The sequence below is a fragment of the Nocardia sp. NPDC003693 genome (genome assembly GCF_053981095.1).
This window is the reverse complement of sequence record NZ_JBSFNO010000010.1, coordinates 136,714-154,573: the sequence shown is the minus strand read 5'-3', so window position 1 is coordinate 154,573 and position 17,860 is coordinate 136,714. Positions and strand designations below refer to the sequence as shown.

Annotated in this window: 14 protein-coding genes; 6 read left to right on the top strand and 8 right to left on the bottom strand. The window is 69.2% G+C overall.

Annotated elements, in window-relative coordinates:
• The first annotated feature begins 104 nt into the window (after window positions 1-104).
• Genes ACWDOP_RS14210 through ACWDOP_RS14200 form a run of 3 tightly spaced genes read left to right on the top strand, consistent with a single transcriptional unit; the run spans window position 105 to window position 5,035 of the window.
• Window positions 105-1,307 (top strand): ABC transporter substrate-binding protein, encoded by a 1,203-nt coding sequence (locus tag ACWDOP_RS14210; protein ID WP_454200234.1) that lies wholly within the window; start codon window positions 105-107, stop codon window positions 1,305-1,307.
• Window positions 1,308-1,355: 48 nt separating this feature from the next.
• Window positions 1,356-4,325: an ABC transporter permease subunit gene (locus tag ACWDOP_RS14205; RefSeq protein ID WP_456345406.1), complete on the top strand. Its 2,970-nt coding sequence runs from the start codon at window positions 1,356-1,358 to the stop codon at window positions 4,323-4,325.
• 8 nt (window positions 4,326-4,333) lie between these two features.
• Entirely contained in the window at window positions 4,334-5,035 is a 702-nt protein-coding gene (locus ACWDOP_RS14200; RefSeq protein ID WP_456345455.1) for an ABC transporter ATP-binding protein, read from the top strand.
• A 24-nt stretch (window positions 5,036-5,059) separates the two neighbouring features.
• Here ACWDOP_RS14200 and ACWDOP_RS14195 read toward each other — a convergent pair whose 3' ends face one another.
• From ACWDOP_RS14195 to ACWDOP_RS14175, 5 genes are all read right to left on the bottom strand, one after another.
• Window positions 5,060-6,001, bottom strand: a complete 942-nt coding sequence (locus tag ACWDOP_RS14195; protein WP_456345405.1) for an alpha/beta hydrolase — start codon at window positions 5,999-6,001, stop codon at window positions 5,060-5,062.
• 133 nt (window positions 6,002-6,134) lie between these two features.
• Window positions 6,135-6,935 carry an ABC transporter ATP-binding protein gene (locus ACWDOP_RS14190; RefSeq protein ID WP_456345404.1) on the bottom strand — a complete coding sequence of 267 codons (801 nt, stop codon included), beginning with the start codon at window positions 6,933-6,935 and terminating at the stop codon, window positions 6,135-6,137.
• Window positions 6,932-7,990: a taurine ABC transporter substrate-binding protein gene (locus ACWDOP_RS14185; RefSeq protein ID WP_456345403.1), complete on the bottom strand. Its 1,059-nt coding sequence runs from the start codon at window positions 7,988-7,990 to the stop codon at window positions 6,932-6,934. Before ACWDOP_RS14185 ends, ACWDOP_RS14190 begins: the two co-directional genes overlap by 4 nt.
• Window positions 7,987-8,877: an ABC transporter permease gene (locus ACWDOP_RS14180; protein WP_456345402.1), complete on the bottom strand. Its 891-nt coding sequence runs from the start codon at window positions 8,875-8,877 to the stop codon at window positions 7,987-7,989. Before ACWDOP_RS14180 ends, ACWDOP_RS14185 begins: the two co-directional genes overlap by 4 nt.
• Before the next feature lie 235 nt (window positions 8,878-9,112).
• Window positions 9,113-10,486 carry an ABC1 kinase family protein gene (locus ACWDOP_RS14175; protein ID WP_456345401.1) on the bottom strand — a complete coding sequence of 458 codons (1,374 nt, stop codon included), beginning with the start codon at window positions 10,484-10,486 and terminating at the stop codon, window positions 9,113-9,115.
• 103 nt (window positions 10,487-10,589) lie between these two features.
• Between ACWDOP_RS14175 and ACWDOP_RS14170 the strand changes: the two genes are divergently transcribed.
• Window positions 10,590-11,252, top strand: a complete 663-nt coding sequence (locus ACWDOP_RS14170) for a TetR/AcrR family transcriptional regulator (RefSeq protein WP_456345400.1) — start codon at window positions 10,590-10,592, stop codon at window positions 11,250-11,252.
• 35 nt (window positions 11,253-11,287) lie between these two features.
• On the opposite strand, the gene ACWDOP_RS14165 is transcribed toward ACWDOP_RS14170, so the two are convergent.
• Window positions 11,288-12,478 carry an esterase/lipase family protein gene (locus ACWDOP_RS14165; protein ID WP_456345399.1) on the bottom strand — a complete coding sequence of 397 codons (1,191 nt, stop codon included), beginning with the start codon at window positions 12,476-12,478 and terminating at the stop codon, window positions 11,288-11,290.
• Between the two features lie 406 nt (window positions 12,479-12,884).
• On the opposite strand from ACWDOP_RS14165, the gene ACWDOP_RS14160 reads away from it, so the two are divergent.
• Window positions 12,885-13,886: an FAS1-like dehydratase domain-containing protein gene (locus ACWDOP_RS14160; RefSeq protein WP_456345398.1), complete on the top strand. Its 1,002-nt coding sequence runs from the start codon at window positions 12,885-12,887 to the stop codon at window positions 13,884-13,886.
• On the opposite strand, the gene ACWDOP_RS14155 is transcribed toward ACWDOP_RS14160, so the two are convergent.
• The gene (locus ACWDOP_RS14155; RefSeq protein WP_456345397.1) at window positions 13,864-15,096 is read right to left on the bottom strand and encodes a PucR family transcriptional regulator; all 1,233 of its coding nucleotides are present in this window, start codon (window positions 15,094-15,096) and stop codon (window positions 13,864-13,866) included. The genes ACWDOP_RS14160 and ACWDOP_RS14155 overlap by 23 nt on opposite strands.
• Before the next feature lie 309 nt (window positions 15,097-15,405).
• On the opposite strand from ACWDOP_RS14155, the gene ACWDOP_RS14150 reads away from it, so the two are divergent.
• Complete coding sequence (locus ACWDOP_RS14150; RefSeq protein ID WP_456345396.1) at window positions 15,406-16,461, top strand: alpha/beta hydrolase; 1,056 nt, start codon at window positions 15,406-15,408, stop codon at window positions 16,459-16,461.
• On the opposite strand, the gene ACWDOP_RS14145 is transcribed toward ACWDOP_RS14150, so the two are convergent.
• Window positions 16,455-17,852 carry a condensation domain-containing protein gene (locus ACWDOP_RS14145; RefSeq protein WP_456345395.1) on the bottom strand — a complete coding sequence of 466 codons (1,398 nt, stop codon included), beginning with the start codon at window positions 17,850-17,852 and terminating at the stop codon, window positions 16,455-16,457. The two genes, ACWDOP_RS14150 and ACWDOP_RS14145, sit on opposite strands and share 7 nt — an antisense overlap.
• Window positions 17,853-17,860 lie beyond the last annotated feature (8 nt).

Below are 17,860 nucleotides of genomic sequence, written 5' to 3'. Positions count from 1 at the left end.
CCCTCTAGTGTGTCGCAGAACACCAGGCCCTTGCTGGTGTAGAAGGAGAGCTCGGACAAATGCAAAACGGTGTACTTCGGCGTCGCAGACGGACTTTCTCGGCGGTGAGCGCCCTGGTGCTGTTCACGGCACTCGCGGCGACGGGATGCGCGGGCGATGAGGGATCGGACGCGAACAATCCCGTTGCGGGCGCGGCGACCACGTCGCTGACGAGCAACCCGGCGAAGGGCGATCCGGTGAAGATCGGGTTCGTCTCGACCGAAGGCGGCGCCGTCGTCTCGCTCCCGGAGATTCGCGCCGGCGCCGAAGCCGCCGTGCAGTACGTCAACAAGAACGGCGGCGGATTCGCGGGCCGCCCGATCGAGCTCATCGTCTGCAAGCAGCAGGAGGAGCCGACCTCGGCGACCAAGTGCGCCAACGAATTGGTGGAGAAGAAGGTCAGCGCGGTGCTGGCGGCGGGCACCTCCCAGGGCGGAACCGTCGTTCCCATCGCCGCGGGCGCGAACATCCCGTACATCACCCTCAGCGGCGTCTCCGCGGCCGAGCTGACCTCGCCGGGCTCCTCGGCGCTGTCCGCGGGCCTGCCCGGCATGCTGACCGCGATGACCGCGGCGGCCAAGTCGCAGAACCTGAAGACGTTCACCATCTTCGCCAGTGACGGCGGCGGCGCGGGCGCGATCATCAACGCCATGGGCGCGCCGATCTTCAAGGGCGCCGGCATCGAACTGAAGGTCGTGCCGATCCCGCTCGGCGTGCCGGATCCGACCCCGCTGGTCACCTCGGGCCTGGCGAGCAAGCCCGAGGGCGTGAGCGTGGTGGCCGACGCCGCCACCTGTAGCTCGGTGTTCAAGGCGATCCAGACCACCGACCCCGCGGTGAAGAAGGTCTTCATCCCGGTTTGCCTGGATCCCGCCGTCACCAAGATCATCGGTATGGACGCGGTGGTCGGCAGCATCGGCGTCACCGGCACCGACTACCTGTCCGACCGCCCGGATTCGGTGCTCTACCGCAGCGTGCTGCAGGAGTACGCGCCCGACACCCACGTGACCGGCATGGCGGCCTCGGGCTACCAGGTCGTCATGGCGCTGGTGAAGGCGGGCGCCGGCATCCAGGGCGATATCACCCCGGACGCCATCAAGACCGCGCTGAAGTCCGCGCGCAATGTCGAGATGCCCGCGGGCGGCGGCATCACCTTCACCTGCGACGGCAGCGCGGCGCCCATGATGGCCTCGATCTGCTCGCGCCAGATGATGTACGGCGAGATCAACGACAAGGGTGTGGCCGTCAACCTCAAGCTCGCGGGATAACCAGCGCGCGAAGGGTTTACAGCAGGGCTTCAGCCAGAGAGATTCGCCATGACAGACCATGTTTTCTTCCTCGTGCTCGGTCTGGGCAACGGGGCGGTGTACGCGGCGCTCGGACTCGCGCTCGTGATGACGTTCAAGAGTTCGGGTGTCGTCAATTTCGCGACGGGCACCATCGCGCTCTACACCGCGTACACCTACGCCCTGCTGCGGACCGGTGAATTCATGGTCCCCATACCGGGTCTGCCCAAGACGATCGACGTCGGGCAGCGCCTGGGCGTGGGCCCCGCCGTGGCGATCTCCCTGGTTGTCGCCGCCGTTCTCGGCGTGCTCTGTTACGCACTGATATTCCGGCCGCTGCGCGATGCGCCGGTGGTCGCCAAGGCCGTCGCCTCGATCGGCCTGATGATCGTCATCCAGGCGCTCATCGCCCAGCGCGTGGGCACCGGGCTGATCTCGGTGGAGCCGATCTTCAAGCTCGATACCTTCGCGATCGGCGCCCGCAAGGTGCCGACCGATCGGATCTGGCTGGCGGTGGCGGTCGTGGTGATCGCCCTGGTGGCGCTGGCGATCTTCCGCCTCACCCGCTTCGGCGTCGCGACCGAGGCCGCCGCCGAATCGGAGAAGGGCGCCTATCTCACCGGCCTGTCACCCGATCGGATCGCCTTCAGCAACTGGGCGCTGTCCTCGGTGGTCGCGGGCCTGAGCGGCATCCTCATCGCGCCGCTGGTCGCGCTCAACCCGGTCGCGTATTCGCTGTTCATCGTGCCGGCGCTGGCGGCGACCCTGGTCGGCAACTTCAATTCGATCGCACTCACGGTGGCGGCGGGTATCGCGATCGGGGCGCTGCAGGCCGAATCCACCAACCTGCAGTCGCTCTACGACTGGGTTCCCAAATCCGGTATGGCCGAGGCCATCTCGCTGCTGCTGATCCTGGGATTCCTGGTGTTCAAGGGGCGGCCGCTGCCCGATCGCGGCAGCGTGGTGCGCAAGACGCTCGGCCGCGCGCCCCGGCCCGACGCCATCGCGATCCCGGTCCTGATCTCGCTGGCGGTGGTGATCATCGCGCTGCTGGCGACCACCGGCAGCTACCGCGCCGCCATCGTCAGCAGCATCATCTTCGCCGTTCTCGGGCTCTCCCAGGTGGTCATCACCGGGTACGCCGGGCAGATCTCGCTCGCCCAGCTCACCCTGGCCGGGGTCGCGGCCTACGCGGTGAGCGTGCTGAATCTGCATCTGGGCGTTCCGTTTCCGTTCGCGCCGATCCTCGCGGCGCTGTTCGCCACCTTCGTCGGTGTGGTGGTCGGGCTGCCCGCACTGCGGGTGCGCGGGTTGCCGCTGACGGTGGTGACCCTGGCGCTGGCGGTGTTCGTCGAGGCCTTCTGGTTCCGCAACTCCGAGTTGAACGGCGGCGTCGACGGCGCGCGCGTGGACACCCCGCGCCTGTTCGGCATCGACCTGGGAATCGGTGCGGGCGAGGCCTATCCGCGCATGGCCTTCGCGCTGCTGTGCCTCGGGGTGCTCACGGTCGTGGGGCTCGGTGTCGCGTGGCTGCGCCGCAGCCGGCTCGGCACCGACATGCTCGCGGTGCGGGCCAACGAGCGTTCGGCCGCGGCCGCCGGAATCGATGTCTCACGAACCAAGTTGCTGGCCTTCGCGATCGGCGCGTTCATCGCCGGACTGTGTGGATCGCTGCTGGGCTATCAGCACGGTGTGGCGACGCCGGAACCGTTCACGGTCTTCCTCGGCATCTCGCTGTTCGCGATCATCTACGTCGCGGGCATCACCTCCATCACCGGCGCGATACTGGCCGGCATCATGGCCCCCGGTGGCGTGCTCTACCTGCTGGTCGACCGATTCCTCGGCGCCGGAGACTATTACGCGGTCACCAGCGGCGTGCTGCTGATCGTGACGGTCATGACCAACCCCGACGGCATCGCCGCCAAACTGCCCCGCCTGCCCTGGCCCGCGCGCAAGGCGGTGGGCAGCGGCGGAACATCGCTCGACACCGCGCCGGAGACGGTCGCTCCCGGGCCGGTGAACGCGGCCGAGCCGGTCTTCGCCGTGTCCGGGGTGAGCGTGAACTACGGTGCGGTGCAAGCCGCGACCGATGTCGGCTTCGAGGTCCGCCCGGGTGAGATCGTCGGTCTGATCGGGCCCAACGGCGCGGGCAAGACGACCGTCATCGACGCCGTCACCGGGTTCGCGACCGCGACCGGTGCGGTGCGGCTGGCGGGCGTGCGGATCGACGGCCGAGCGCCGCATCAGCGCAGTCGCGCCGGGCTCGGGCGCAGCTTCCAGGACGTGGAGCTGTACGACGATCTGACGGTGGCGGAGAACGTGCGCGTGGGCGCCGCCCGCTCGCATTCGGAACTTCCCGTCGCCCAGCGTGTTTCACGGACGCTCGCGGTCCTCGGCCTGGACGAGCTCGCCGATCGCGAAGCGGCTTCGCTCTCGCAGGGCCAGCGCCAACTGGTGTCCATGGCCCGGGTGCTGGCCGCCGAACCCAAGGTCGCCCTGCTCGACGAACCCGCCGCGGGCCTCGACCACGGCGAAAGCCGCTGGCTCGGTGAGAAATTGCGCTCGGTCCGCGACAGCGGGACCGCTATCCTGCTGGTCGATCACGATATGGAACTGGTCCTGAGCATCTGCGACCGCGTGATCGTCCTGGACCTCGGCGCCGTGATCGCCACCGGCACCCCCGACGAGATCCGCGCCCACCCGGACGTGCGGCGCGCCTATCTGGGCCTACCGGCGGACGTCCCGGAATCGCCCGGGGCTGCGAACCCAACGGCCGCTACCGAAGAAACAACCCTCGAAAAGCCGGTCACACCGGAACAATCCGCGCCCGCCGACCCCGCAACGCCCGCCGATCCTCCCGCTGTCGCCGGGCTCGTCCTCGGCGAGACGTCCGCGTCCGGCGATCCGCACCCGGAACCAGAGTCCGGCGATGCGATCGGTGCCGCGACGGAACCCGAATCACCCAGCGGCGCAACGGCCGAGAAGGAGGCGTCGCGGTGAGTGTCGCCATGGAGTGCCGGGGCCTCTCGGCCGGGTATGTGAAGCAGCGGCCGTGTGTGCGGGACGTGGACCTGCGGCTGACGGCGGGAGAGATCACCTGTCTGCTCGGGCCGAACGGGGCCGGGAAGACGACGTTGCTCATGGCGTTATCCGGGCTCGTGCCCCGCGAGGGCGGTGAGGTGCTGGTCGCCGGGAGCGGGATCGGCAGCGGGCGTCCGCGCGAGACCGTCCGCGCGGGAATGGTTCTCGTGCCCGACGATCGCGCGCTGTTCCGCCGCCTGACCACCCGGCAGAACCTGCAACTGGCGATCGCCGAGCGGGCGCGCCGGCGCAGCGGCGTGGACGAGGTTCTGAAATACTTTCCGGCGCTGGAGAAGCGGCTCGGGGTGGCGGCCGGCAAGCTCTCGGGCGGCGAGCAGCAGATGCTCGCCATCGGCCGCGCCCTGCTGCAGCGGCCGAAGGTCCTGCTCATCGACGAATTGAGCATGGGGCTGGCCCCGGTCATCGTCACCGAGATCCTCGACGTACTGCGCACCCTCACGATCGAGGAGCAGTTGAGCGTGCTGCTGGTCGAGCAGCACGTGCACCTGGCGCTCGGTGTCGCCGATCGCGCCGCGATCCTGGTTCACGGCCACATCGCGGACCAGGACACCGCCGCGGCGTTCCGCGACGATCCCGAGCGGGTCGAACGCGCCTACCTGGGCGGCTGACGGCCCACCCGGGAGACAGTGCGCTCACGCGCCGATGGCCCGGGCCAGGTGCGGCCACGACTCGTGCAGATCCGTTTCGAACTGACCCCAGGTGTGCGCGCCCTCCGGGCGATGGACGTAGATCGAATGGATGCCGGTCTGGGCCAGATGACTCGCGTAGGCCCCGGTGCAGGAGTTGGCGATGGCCTCGACGAGCGGCGCGGGGAGCCCGCCGCGATCGATCGCCCCGGGCTGCCCGGTGGCGGCGGAGAGGTAGACGGTCTTGCCCGCGAGCCGGTCCGCGTGCAGGTACGGGTCGTGCGCGCGCCACACCTCGTTGCCGGGCACGCCCCACATGTTGCCCGGATTGCCCCCGCCGCGCAGCACGATGGCCGCGGCCATGGCCACCCCGGCGGCGTCCGAGGACCACGGGCAGCCGCTGTAGGAGGCGACGGCGTCGTAGACCTCGGGTGCCTGAATAGCCAGATCGAGGGCCGAGCCCGCGCTCATGGACACGCCCGCCACGGCATTGCGGCCGGTGGTCGCGAAGTGCGAGTCCACCGCCGCGGGCAGTTCCCGCGTGAGGTAGGTCTGCCACTTGTTGCGCCCGGCGATCGGGTCGTCGGCGATCCAGTCGGTGTACAGGCTGTACGCCCCGCCGGTCGGGAGCACCACATTGACGTTCTTGTCGGCGAAGAACCGCCGGACATCGGTGTCGTTCCACCAGGAGATGCCGTCCTCGCCGCCGCCGGCTCCGGTGAGCAGGTACAGCGTCGGCGCCGGACCGCCGCCGGCCGCGGGGATCACCCGGTTGGAGATGACCTGATTCATGGCGGGCGAGTAGACGTCCAGGCGGGAAATCTGCTCGCCCGCGGGCACTTCGGCGACCACCCCCGCCGGTGGGGCCGCCGTGGCGGTCGGAACGGCGATGGCAGCGGCGGCTATGACTGACGCGAGCACAGCCCAGGGCTTTCTTGCGGTCACCATTCCGTTGTACCCACTCCGGGCCGGATGATGTGCACGATGTCCCGGAAATACGATTTTGCTGGGCAACGCGCTTCGTCGCTCGGCGAATGCCCGTCGCGCGTGCCCCCGCCCGGGCCGCTCACCAGCGTGGACGTCAGGCGTGCGCGTCGTAGATCGCCTGCGCCAGTTCCGATTTGAGTGCCTGGAACTCCGGGGTCGCGGTCACCGCCTGCGTGCGGGGCCGGTCGGGCGAATCCCCGGGCAGCTCGATCCGCCGGTCGACGATGACCCGGCCCGGCCGCGCGCTCATCACCAGCACGCGGGTGGACAGGAACACCGCCTCCTCGACCGAGTGCGTCACGAACACGATGGTCTTGCCGGCCTGTCGCCACAGCCGCAGCAGTTCCACCTGCAACCGCTCCCGGGTCAGCTGATCCAGCGCCCCGAACGGCTCGTCCATCAGGATGATTCGCGGATCGTTGATCAGCACGCGGGCGATCTGCGCCCGCTGCTGCATGCCGCCGGACAGCTGGTAGGGCCGCTGTCCGCCGACCTCGGGGCCCAGCCCGACCAGTGCCAGCAGCCGTTCGGCCTCGGCCCGGCGGGTCTTGCGGTCCACACCCCGGCACCGCGGCCCGAACTCGATGTTGCCGCGCACCGACAGCCAGGGGTAGAGGGTGGGGGATTGGAAGACCACCCCGCGCTCGGGGCTCGGGCCCGCGACGCGGTCCGGGCCGACCAGCAGATCACCGGTGGTCGGGGTCAGGAAACCGCCGAGCAGCTGCAACAGTGTGGTCTTGCCGCAACCGGACGGCCCGACCACGCTCACGAACTCACCGGGCTCGATCACCAGATCGGTGGGCGCGAGCGCGACCGTCTGCCCGTTCGCGCTCGCGTAGGTCTTCGACACGTCGGTCAATACGACCCGATCACGCAGATCGAGCGCCGAACTCACTTGGCGCTCACCCCGGCGGCCGCGTCGGCGTACACGGCGGCCGTGTACTTCTCCGGCGCGGCCAGACCCTGAATCTCGCCCTGGCTCAACAGGAATTGCGCGGAGCCCTGCAGATCGGCGCCGAGCTGCCCGCCCAGGTAGGGCTTACCGGCCTGCGCGGCGGCGTCGAGGAACACGTAGCCGCCCAACTGCTTACGCACCTCGTCGACCGAAATCCCCAGTTGCGCCGCGATATGCGTGGCCGCGCCCTGCGGATCTTGCGTGATCTGCTGCACCGCCCAGTTCTGCGCCGCGGTCCACACCGCCAGGAACTTCGGGTTGGCGGCGACGAATTCGCCGCGCGCCCCGGCCAGATCGAAGGTCGGCTTGCCCGCCTTCGCGGTGTCGGCCGCGGTGGTCACGGTGTGCCCGTTCTCCAGCAACCGGCTCAGGGTCGGATCCCAGACGAAGGCGGCGTCGATTCCGCCGCCCTGCCACGCGCCCAGGATCGCGTCCGGGGCCAGATTCACCAGCGTCACATCGCGTTCGATGCCCGCCGCGGTGAGCGCGGCGAGCAGGCTGTAGTGCGAGGTGCTGGCGAACGGGACCGCGATCTTCTTCCCGCGCAGGCCCGCCACCGTGGTGACGGCCGGATCCTTGACCGCCAGCGATTCCGCCGCGCCGATCACATCGTGGATCCAGACCGTCTTCACATCGAGGTTCAGCGGCGCCGACACCGCCCGCGCCACCGCGGCGCTGCCGAGCAGCGCCAGGTCGATGGAGTTCGCGCCGAACGCCTGGATGACCGTTGCCCCCGAGGCGAACTTGGACCAGGTGATGGTGGCCTTGGGCAGGCAGGTCTGCAGCAACCCGGTGTCCTTGACGATCAGATCGCCGTTCGGGATGTCCTGATAGCCCAGTCGTACGGTGCCGGTGAAGCTTTCGTCCACCGCGACCGGGCAGGCCACCGCATCTCCGGCGCCGCGCGCGGAGTCCGTGCGATCGGATTCGACGCATCCGGTCAGGGCCAGGGTGAGCGCGCCGGCCAGGGCCAGTGCGGTGAGAGTGCGGATCATGCCAAACCTTTCCAGGGGACGGCCAGGGCGCCGACCTGTTTGATCACCGCGTCCAGGGCAAGCGCGGTGAGTCCGATGACGATGATGCAGGCCACGGTCAGCGGCGTATTGAGTTGCTGCCCGGCCAGATACGCGAGTCCGCCGATGCCGGGGATGCCGTTGTTGAGCTCGGCGGCCACGACCGTCGTCCAGGCGAACCCGACCGCCACCCGGATGCCGCCGATCACCTCGGGCAGGGTGGCGGGCAACAGCACCCGCGTGATCACCTGCCGCCGATTCGCGCCCAGGGACCGCGCGGCGTTGATCCGATCGGCAGAAACACCCTGCACGCCGGACATGGTCGCGATCACGATGGGCGGAAAGGCGGCCAGGAACAGCAGCCAATCCTTGGAGGTGTCGCCGATGCCGAACCACACGATCAGCAGGCCGATGTAGCCGAGCGGGGGCAGCATGCGCAGGAAGTTCAGATACGGCTCCACGATCGCGCTCACCAGCCGGGAGCCGCCGAGCACGAAACCGACCGGCGGACCGAGCAGCACCGCCGCCCCCGCGCCGATTCCGATGCGCTGCAGACTCGCCACCAGGTGTTCCCACAGGAAGTAGTTCTGCTCGCCGCGCACCTCGCGCGGCACCCCCGGCGCGAGTTCGTGCCACCTGTTGGCCCGCACGAAGGCGTCCCAGACCGCTCCCGGCGCCGGAAGGAACTGCGCGTCCACGAGTTTCGCGGCGCAGACCGCCCACCACAGCGTCACGAAGACCCCGAGCGACAGCAGCCGCACCCCCGCCCCGCGCACGCGTGAGCCGTCCGGCCCCCGCCGCACCCGGCCGCTGATCCGCGCGGTCACGGCGCTGTCCGCGCTCGCGACCACGCTCGGCGCCTGCGTCACCCGATCGCCATCCTGCCCACGTCTCGATTCACGAGGTCCCGAGCCGGAACCTTCCGCGGGGATTCTGTCGGGCGCGCCCGAATCCGGACAGGGTCTCGATCGCCGTGATTCGAACCCGGCGCCGGGCACCCGGAGACGCGTCGCGAATGCGGGCTCGAGCCCGTGCGGGGCCAGGGTGTGGGCGCTGTGCGTCAGGGCCGATCCGCGCGAGACGGATGTGGCCCGGCCCAGGCGGTCAGGTGCGGGAGGCTTGCCAGGCGGCGGTCGCGCGTCCGATCTCGGTGGTCGGCGGCTCGTCGTACAGCCATTCGCGGGCGATGCGATGCCAATTCGCGGTGGTGCCGAGCTGGCCGAGCGCGGCGAAGGTGAACAGGTCGGTGCGCCGGGAGAAGACGTGTTCGGGCGGGAGCAGTTGCCGGCGCATGCCGCGGAATTCGGCCGAGCGGGGATTGACCGCCAGCACCACCGCGCCGGTCGCGAGTTCGGGGGTGATGGTGACCTCCTCGTCGAGCAGGTGCCAGCCCGCCGCTGCCCAGACGTAGTCCAGGCACTCCTGCGGGGAGACGCCCGCGGTGGGATCGATGATGCCGCGATCCACCCACTGCCGGTACAGATCGTCGGCCCGGTGTTCGCCCGCCGCGCGCAGGGCGGTGCGCTCGAACTCCACGTGCGTGGGGTCCATGGCGCTGTAGAGGCCGAAGTCGACGAATCCGACGCGGCCGTCGGCGGCCAGCAGGATATTGCCCGGGTGCGGATCGCCGCAGAACTCGTGGTCGGTGAACAGCGAGTTGATGTAGAAGCGGTAGATCAGTTCCCCGATGCGGTCGCGCTCGGGTTCGGGCAGTGCGCGCATGTGCTCGAACGGTGCGCCGTCGATGAACTCGGTCACGAGAACATGTGGGCCGCAATGCTCTTCGATCGCATCGGGGACCATGATGAACGGGTGGCCGCGAAAGCGCGCCGCGACCCGGCGCTGGGTCGTCGCCTCGCGGACATAGTCGAGTTCACCGCCGATGTTGCGAGCGACGGCGTCCAGTACCCCGGCGTCGGCCGCGCTCGGCAGCGCGGAACGCCACATCCTGCTGAAGAATTCGAGGTTGCGCAGGTCCGCGTGCACCGCCTCGTCCACGCCCGGATACTTCACCTTCACCGCGACCGCGCGCCCGTCCCGCAGGGTGGCCCGGTACACCTGGCCGATGGAGGCGGCGGCGACCGGCGTTTCCTGGAAATCGGCGAAAACCCGTGCCAGCGGCCCCACATCGCCCTCCAGCACCGTGCGCATCGCCTCGAACGACACCGCCGGCGCGCGTGAACGCAGCTCGGCGAGCTTGTCCCGGAACATATCCCGGTGTTCCTCGGGTATGAGATCGACGTCGAGCACCGACAGCATCTGGCCCAGCTTCATCGCCGCGCCCTTCATCCCGCCCAGCACCGTCACCAGCTGCTGTGCGGTCTGCAGCGCGGAGCGCTCGGCCAGGATCCGGCGCGCCTGCTCCGGCTGTCCGATCATGGCCAGCCGGGTGCCGACACCGCGCGCGGCCTGCCCGGCGGCGAGCCGCCCCAATTGGCCGCCGCGCACGAGTCTGCCCTTGGGAACTCGACTCGCCATTCTTTGTACCTCCCTGCGGCCCGTGGCGAAAAACCTACAGGACCGCGCCCGCCGCGCCCTAAGATGAGCAAAGCTCATTCTTCACCGCACGGCAGGAGGTCGTATGCCGCCGAAAGCTCCACCGCGGCGCCGTACTCCAACTCAGCAGCGATCCCGCGAAACCCGCGATCAAATTCTCGATACCGCGGCCCGATTGTTCGGTGAACGCGGTATCGCCGATACCTCGACCAATCGGATAGCCGCCGAGGCCGGGGTCAGTATCGGCACCGTTTACCGCTATTTCTCCGATCGCGGTGTCATGGTGGACGAATTGCTGCAGCGGCTGCTGGAACAGCTCGAACGGCGCTTCACGCAGTGGTTGTCCGGCGTACGCACGGAACAGGGAATGCCCGCGCTGGAGGCCAGATCGCGGTTGATCACCGAGATTCTCGAGGTGTTCGCCGAGGAACTCGTCGCGAACGCGAAATTGGTGCGCGCACTGGTCGCGGGCGTGCAGTTCTACAGCAGCGGGCTGCCGGAATTGGAGCCGCGATTCCGCTTGCTGGTCAAGGTGTTGCTGATTCAGATCATGGGTCCGGGCAACGACCACAAATACGATGTGATGTCGTTCGTGTTCGTCAACACTGGATTCGCGGCCGTGGTCCGGGCCTCGGCGGTGGAGATCGGGAGCGACGAGCGCCAGGAGGTCATCTCCACGACCGCGCGCATGATGGCCGCGTGGATCGAATCGGAGCTGGACGAGAGCGTGCCGGTCGGCGGCGGGTGAGCGACCGCGGCCGACCGGCACGCACCGGCGAGCGGTCAGATCTTGCCGCCGCCGCCGATCAGCCACGGATTGAAGGTGCACGCCAGCGCGGGGAACCGCACCGGGTCCAGCGCCCGCAGCGCGATGGAGAGCGCGCGGGGTGAGTACATCATCGTCAGGTGGTCGGAAACGTCCTGCTCACAGCCGTCCTGCAGGACGATGTTCTGTACCTTCGCCCCCGGTCCGGCCTCCAGGAAGGTCAGTTCGAAGGGGTTGGTGATCTCGTCGTAGCGGCTGCCGACGATCGTGTAGTCGATCCCGGGCACCGTGTCGCCGCCGGCGTTGAGCTTGTTCACGAAGTCCGAGCCGACCGTCTGCTGAATGCCCGCGTGGCCGACGAAGATCTCCACCAGCCCCAGCACGTCGATCCCGAAGTTGTTGATGGCCCGGCCCAGCGCGCCGATCCCGACGAGCGAGGTCCCGTGGTGGGTCGCGCCGTAGGTGATCAGGTTCTGCACCTTCGCCGCGCCGCCCTCGAACTTGGTGTACCAGTTGGACATCGAGCCGCCCTGCGAGTGCGCGACGATGTCGGCCTTGCTCGCGCCGGTCGCCGCCAGGACCCGATCCACGAACACCGCCAGCTGTTTCGCGGAGTCCTGGATGTAGCCGGTGCCCATGACGCCGGGCAGCACCGAACCGAGCCCGCCGCCCTGGAGCAGGTCGGAGCGGCCGTAGTTGAAGGTGAAGGTGCAGAATCCGGCATCGGTGATGGGCTTGCTCATGTACGCGAAGCCGTTGTAGGCGTTCATCCAGGTGCCGTGCACCAGTACCACCGGGCGCGGATGTTCCACGGTGGGTTTGCAGTTCCAGTCGTTGGTGCCCGGCGGCGCGGCGTCGGGATTGGCCAGTCCGTATCCGAAAGCGGCCAGCCACGAGGTCATTTCGGGGCCGTACTGCTGGGTGTCGGTGGCGCGCCCGCCCGCGGAACCCGAACTGGACCCGGATCCGCCCAGGCAGTCGCCGGACCCGTTGCCCGAGCCCGCGCCGCTGCCGGAGGTGCAGGCGGATCCGGTCCCCGCGACCGTTCCCACCTTCACCCCGGCCGCGATGTAGTCGGCCAGCTGCTGTTCGGTGGCGGGGGCTTCGGGCGCGGCCGTGGTGGTGGATCCGGTGAATCCGAGGGCCAGCATCGATACCCCGGCCAGCACCGCCACCCGTATCGCCCCGGGGCGTTTGCTTCGTGTCATTGCGTGCCTTTCTCCAGCGCAGTGAAGGCGCGAGTCGTACCGCTGCGGAATCGGTCTTCTCAACTCGCGACCGCGGCAACGCTAGAACCGTGGGACCGGTGTCCGGTGCCGCCGCACACCGGTTCTGGATAGGTCACCAATTCGATTGGGGCAAACCATGAGTACGGACAAGAATCCGTGCCCCCGGGGCGAATTGCGGCGCCGCGGTCCGGGGTATCCGCACGTCGCCGCGCCTGCCCGGCCGATGCTGGACGGTCACAAACTCCGGCCGCGACCATGGTGAATTGCCTAGACATCCCATTCGATTCCCCAACCGCGTTTCCGGACGGCGAATCATGGTCGGGACCGGTGTACGCGTGCAGGCTCCGCGTGGCGCCCCACGGCGATGTCCCGAAAGGAACCGATGATGAGTGGTACCCAGCGAGTAGCGCCGGCCCGGTCCCGGGAATTGGTCGGCAGGCGAATCCGGTGTGCGAGCCCGTTTCCGGTGGAGCGCGGCCGAATTCGGGAATTCGCCCGCGCGGTGCAGGCTTATCATCCGGCGCACTGGCACGAATCGGCCGCGCGGCAACTGGGATTCGGCGCGGTCGTCGCGCCGCCCACGTTCGCCACGCTGGTGTGGCAGCGGGCCCGCTCGGAGATTCTCGGTGAGCTGCTGTCCGGATATCGGATCGATCGGGTCGTGCACGTCGATCAGACGCTCGAGATCGGCCGCCCGCTGGTGGCCGGGGACGTGCTCGACTGCGACATCACCTTCGAATCGGTGCGGCACCTGCGGTCCTTCGACGTCGTGACGGTGACGGGCGTACTCACCGATCAGACCGGCGCGGTGGTGCAGAGCGGCTCGGCGGCACTGCTCACCAGCACCCTGGCCGCCGGGGACGGCGCGATCCGGACCGCGCGCGTGAATCCGGCCGCCGCGACCCGCGGCCGGCGCGTGATCCGGAACAGCCGCACGGCCTGGACCGGCATCGACTTCGACGCCCTGGCGGTCGGCACCGAACTGCCGACCGCCGATGTCACCGTCGCCGCCGGTGACATCGTGAATTACGGCCTGGCCGTTGGTGATCCGGAACCCGGGACCGTCTCGGACCGCTTCTTGTCCAGAGATCGGCCCGCCCTGGTGGTCCCGAGCATGCTGGTGTCGGCGCTGGCGACCGGCTACGTCAGCGAGTGGACGCGCGATCCCGCCGCTGTCACCAAGTACTGGGTCGAATACTCCGATCGCATGCACCATCTCGCGGTGCCCGACATCGGCGGCGCGGAACTGGAATTCAACGGCCGGGTCGTGGCCTGCGATCGCCGCCGCCGGGTGGCGACGATCGCCATCGACGCGAAGTCGCACGGCGCCAAGCTGTTCGGCTACGCCACCGCCGAGGTGAGCTTCACCCCTGCTCGGCGGCGTTGAACGAGCGCGCGATCAGGGCCGCGCGCAGCTGCCACAGGCCCGAGGCCGCCGCCGGGTCGAAGCCGGTCAGCTGGCAGATTCGCTTGATCCGATAGTCGACGGTGTTGGTGTGCACGTGCAGCAGTCGCGCGGTGCGCTGGCGATTGAGATTGGTGCTGATATGGCAGCGCAGGGTCTGCAGCAGCTCGGGATGATTGTCGAGCGGATCCAGCAGCGCGCCGAGCATCTCGCGACCCAGGCCGGGCCGGGTCAACTGGTACTCCAGGGCCATGTCGGCGAAGCGGTACAGCCCGGCCTCGGAGTTCAGGCACTGCACCATGTCCAGCAGTTCGTGCGCGCGATCCGCCGCCGACGGCACGTCGCCGGGTACGGCGACGACCACCGTCGCGGTGATCGGGACCCGGGCCGCCGCCGACAGCCTGGCGATCAGCTCCGGCAGCCGGTCGGGGCCGGTCGCCCCGGTCGGCACCAGCAGCGTGCCGCCGTCGACGCTCAGCAGCGCCAGCGCGGTGTCGCCGCAGCGCACCGCGAGTTCGGCCTGCAGCCTGCGCAACTTGCGGCGCGCGACCACCCGGCCGTCCAGCATGGGGTGCCGCTCGTCCGGGTGCTCAGGAATCGCCAGGGCCAGTACCGAATACTCGGCGGCGATGTCGATGCCGCATTCGCGGGCCATGGTCGAGGTGGCGTGGCCGCTCAGCAGCGCCGAGGTCAGGGTGTGCACCGAGGTGTGGTGCTCGCTCACCACCGCCCGGTGCTCGCGCACGTAGGCGGCCACCACGGGCACCGAGATGGTGTCCAGCATCTCCACCACCAGCTTGGCGCCGGTGATGAGGCTGCGGTGGTCCTCCTGGGCCGAGGTGTCGGAGAGGATCAGATCCATACCGAGTTTGAAGCCCTCGTGAATGGAGTGCAGGACGGTGTCGATCGGCACGCCCTCGCGGGCCCAGCCGGCCGCCGCCTCGGACAGCCGCCCGGTCTTGGCCGGAATGTCCTTGCCGTCCAGCATGCTCACCGCCAGCTCCAGGCAGACCCGGGTGATGGCGGTGACCTCGCCGGAGATGACATCGCCGGGCAGCGTGCCGCACGGGATCACATTGTCTATGAAGTGCCCCACCAATTTCCGGGACACCGTGCCCACATCCCGCAGCGGCTGGGACATCGGTTCGCCCGAGACCATCAGTCCCGATCCGTGTGCTCTGTCGGATGTCATCGTCGACTCCCTTCGAGATGGATACCGCGTCAACGGCGCCTGTCGAACTCTAAAGTGATCATCGGCTCACCTTCTACTCCCTTCCGCGACCGGTTTCCGGACCCGATGAAATGCGCCGTGACCAGGCGCGATGGCGACGGATGGTGGCGGCCCGGCGGAACTTCGCGCGGCAGATGTGCGCGGTCGCTCATCTTTTCGCCGCACCCGCCGTTGTGGCCGATACCAGCGGCGATGCCCGCGAACTGGAGCGTTCTCCAGGATTGCGACGAGCGGCCGTTCCGGCGCTCGCACGGGCCTACTTTTCTCCGCATGATGCGCGTGGCCCTGCTGTCCGTCACCCTGCTCCTGCTTGCCTCGTTCGGCACCGTGCGCGCCGATCCGGTGGTCGAGATCCAGGCCCCGCTGCCCGAGCGCGCGATGGTCGCCGCGCGCCCCGGCGCCGATGGCGCGCACCTGATCTCGGCCGGGCAGGGGCCGGGCCGGATAGTGAACCTGAGCGTCTACTCCGCCGCCATGGGTCGCGCGATACCGGTGGAACTACTTCCGGCCCATGATGATTCGCGATCAGCGCCGGTGCTGTACCTGCTCAACGGCGTCGACGGCGGTTCGGACAGCGGGGTGTGGAGCGACGGCGCGAACTGGCTCACCAGAACCGACGCCGAACGTTTCTTCGCCGACAAACAGGTGACCGTGGTGATGCCGATCGGCGGCGGGGGCACGTTCTTCGCGGACTGGCGGGCCGACGATCCGATTCTGGGCCGCCAGCGCTGGATCACCTTCCTGACCGCGGAACTGCCGCCGGTGATCGACTCCGCCTTCCACGGCACCGGGGCCAACGCGGTCGCGGGCCTGTCGATGGCGAGTTCGTCGGTGTTCCGGCTGGCCCTGGCCGCGCCCGGCCGATACCGCGCGATCGGCTCCTACAGCGGCTGCGTGCGCACGAGCGATCCGTTCGGGCAGCTGATGGTCAACGCGATAGTGGCCGCGCGCCGCGGCAATCCGCTGAACATGTGGGGCCCGCCGGGGGATCCGGCCTGGGCGCTCAACGACCCCTACCTGCACGCGGATGGGCTGCGCGGGCTGGCCATCTACGTCGCCACCGGCACCGGCGTCCCGGGCCCCTACGACACCCTGGGCGGGCCCGGGGTGAACGGGAACCCGGTCAAGCTGGTCGATCAACTGGTGATCGGCGGGATCCTGGACGCGGTGACCGCCCGGTGCACCGGGCAGCTCCGGGATCGGTTGCGCGAGCTGGACATTCCCGCGACCTTCGACATGCGCCCGAGCGGCACCCACTCCTGGCCCTACTGGCAGCAGGACCTGCACAACTCCTGGCCGCTGTTCGCCGCGGCCCTGGATCAGTGATCGAGCACGCCCGCCGCGCGCAGGAAGCCGGCCCGCATGACGGTGAGGTAGCGGTCGACCGACTCGTGCGCGACCGGGGTGTCGGGGTAGATGACGCTCAGTGACGTGCCCGCGGGCAGGCGGTTGATCCACATCAGAACCTGTTCGCTGGCAGCGCGATTGGCGTACACGCCGCCGTTCGCGACATCGAACAGCTCGTTGCCGAGGAAGTCCCGGGCATCGACATACGAGATCATCGGGGTCACCCAGCCGGCGGGCACCGAGATCGTCGCGTCGTCGGCGGCCAGTTCCAGGACGCGGTGGAACGAGACGCCGGTGAGGCGCACCCCGTTTTCGTAGGCGCGCTGGGCGCGAGTGACGGTGCGATCGAAATCCGCGGTGGCGCTGAACGGAAACGCGACCGGCACCAGGGTGACGAACCAGCCGACGGTGGCGATCTCGGCGAAGGTCGCGCGGGTGCTGATGGGCGTCATGCCGAAGTAGTAGTCGCCGCCGGTGAGTTCGCGCTGGGTCAGGGCCGCGATCGCGAAGATGCCGCCGGTGAATTCAGCGCCGTGCGTCGCGCAGGCCGTCTCGAAGGCGCGTGCCTGCGTCTCGTCGAACAGCGGCAGGGTGCGGTGGGCGCTGCGGCTGTAGCCGTCCAGACTGGTGCCCAGATCCAAAGGGAAGCACGGCAGTTCGCCGTCGTTGCCGCGCACCAGCTCCAGCCATCTGCGCACCCCGGGCGACGCCGGGGTGAGCTGGGCCGAGCGCTCGCGCTCGCGCGCACAGTAGTCCACGAAACTGGCGGGTTCCATGAGCGGTTCGGTGAGTTCGCCGATTTCCCGGGCGTACAGCTGGGCCAGATCGAAACACGAGATGTACTGTGCGACACCGTCGGTGTGCAGATGATCCACCGCCAGGTACAGGGTGGTGCCGCCGCCGTGCTCGATGGCGCCGAAGGTGAAGCAGTCCCACTGGAACGGGCCGGGCGTGGTCTTGTGCACGTGCTGGCGGATGGCTTCGGCGTTGTCGATCTCGCCGTGATCGGTCGGCTCGAACTCCACCGCCTCGGGCGGCAGCAGATGGCGCACCAGTTCGCCGCCGCCGGTGCGTTCGAACCAGGTGCGGAAGGTGTCGTGCCGGAGCAGGAAGGCGTTGATGGCGCGGGTCATGGCGCCGCGGTCGAGCAGGCCCGGTACCTCGGCGGTGACCAGGCACAGTCCGGAGAAGCGGAAGTCCGCGCCGGCGTTGCGGTCCGCGCCGCGCAGGTACTCCTCCTGCTGGTGCGACGGCGGCGCGGGATGGACCGGCGCGAGCGCGGCGGCGGCCAGTGCCGCGGGGGTGGCGGCCCAGGTCAGCACGCGGCCGGGGGTGGGCTCCCACTCGTCGATCAATCCGAAACTCACCATTGTTCAAT

Coding starts and splice junctions, on each gene's coding strand:
- ACWDOP_RS14205 (WP_456345406.1), top strand. CDS start 1,356: ATGACAGACCATGTTTTCTTCCTCGTGCTCGGTCTGGGCAACGGGGCG.
- ACWDOP_RS14200 (WP_456345455.1), top strand. CDS start 4,334: ATGGAGTGCCGGGGCCTCTCGGCCGGGTATGTGAAGCAGCGGCCGTGT.
- ACWDOP_RS14195 (WP_456345405.1), bottom strand. CDS start 6,001: ATGGTGACCGCAAGAAAGCCCTGGGCTGTGCTCGCGTCAGTCATAGCC.
- ACWDOP_RS14185 (WP_456345403.1), bottom strand. CDS start 7,990: ATGATCCGCACTCTCACCGCACTGGCCCTGGCCGGCGCGCTCACCCTG.
- ACWDOP_RS14175 (WP_456345401.1), bottom strand. CDS start 10,486: ATGGCGAGTCGAGTTCCCAAGGGCAGACTCGTGCGCGGCGGCCAATTG.
- ACWDOP_RS14170 (WP_456345400.1), top strand. CDS start 10,590: ATGCCGCCGAAAGCTCCACCGCGGCGCCGTACTCCAACTCAGCAGCGA.
- ACWDOP_RS14165 (WP_456345399.1), bottom strand. CDS start 12,478: ATGACACGAAGCAAACGCCCCGGGGCGATACGGGTGGCGGTGCTGGCC.
- ACWDOP_RS14160 (WP_456345398.1), top strand. CDS start 12,885: ATGAGTGGTACCCAGCGAGTAGCGCCGGCCCGGTCCCGGGAATTGGTC.
- ACWDOP_RS14155 (WP_456345397.1), bottom strand. CDS start 15,096: ATGACATCCGACAGAGCACACGGATCGGGACTGATGGTCTCGGGCGAA.
- ACWDOP_RS14150 (WP_456345396.1), top strand. CDS start 15,406: ATGATGCGCGTGGCCCTGCTGTCCGTCACCCTGCTCCTGCTTGCCTCG.
- ACWDOP_RS14145 (WP_456345395.1), bottom strand. CDS start 17,852: ATGGTGAGTTTCGGATTGATCGACGAGTGGGAGCCCACCCCCGGCCGC.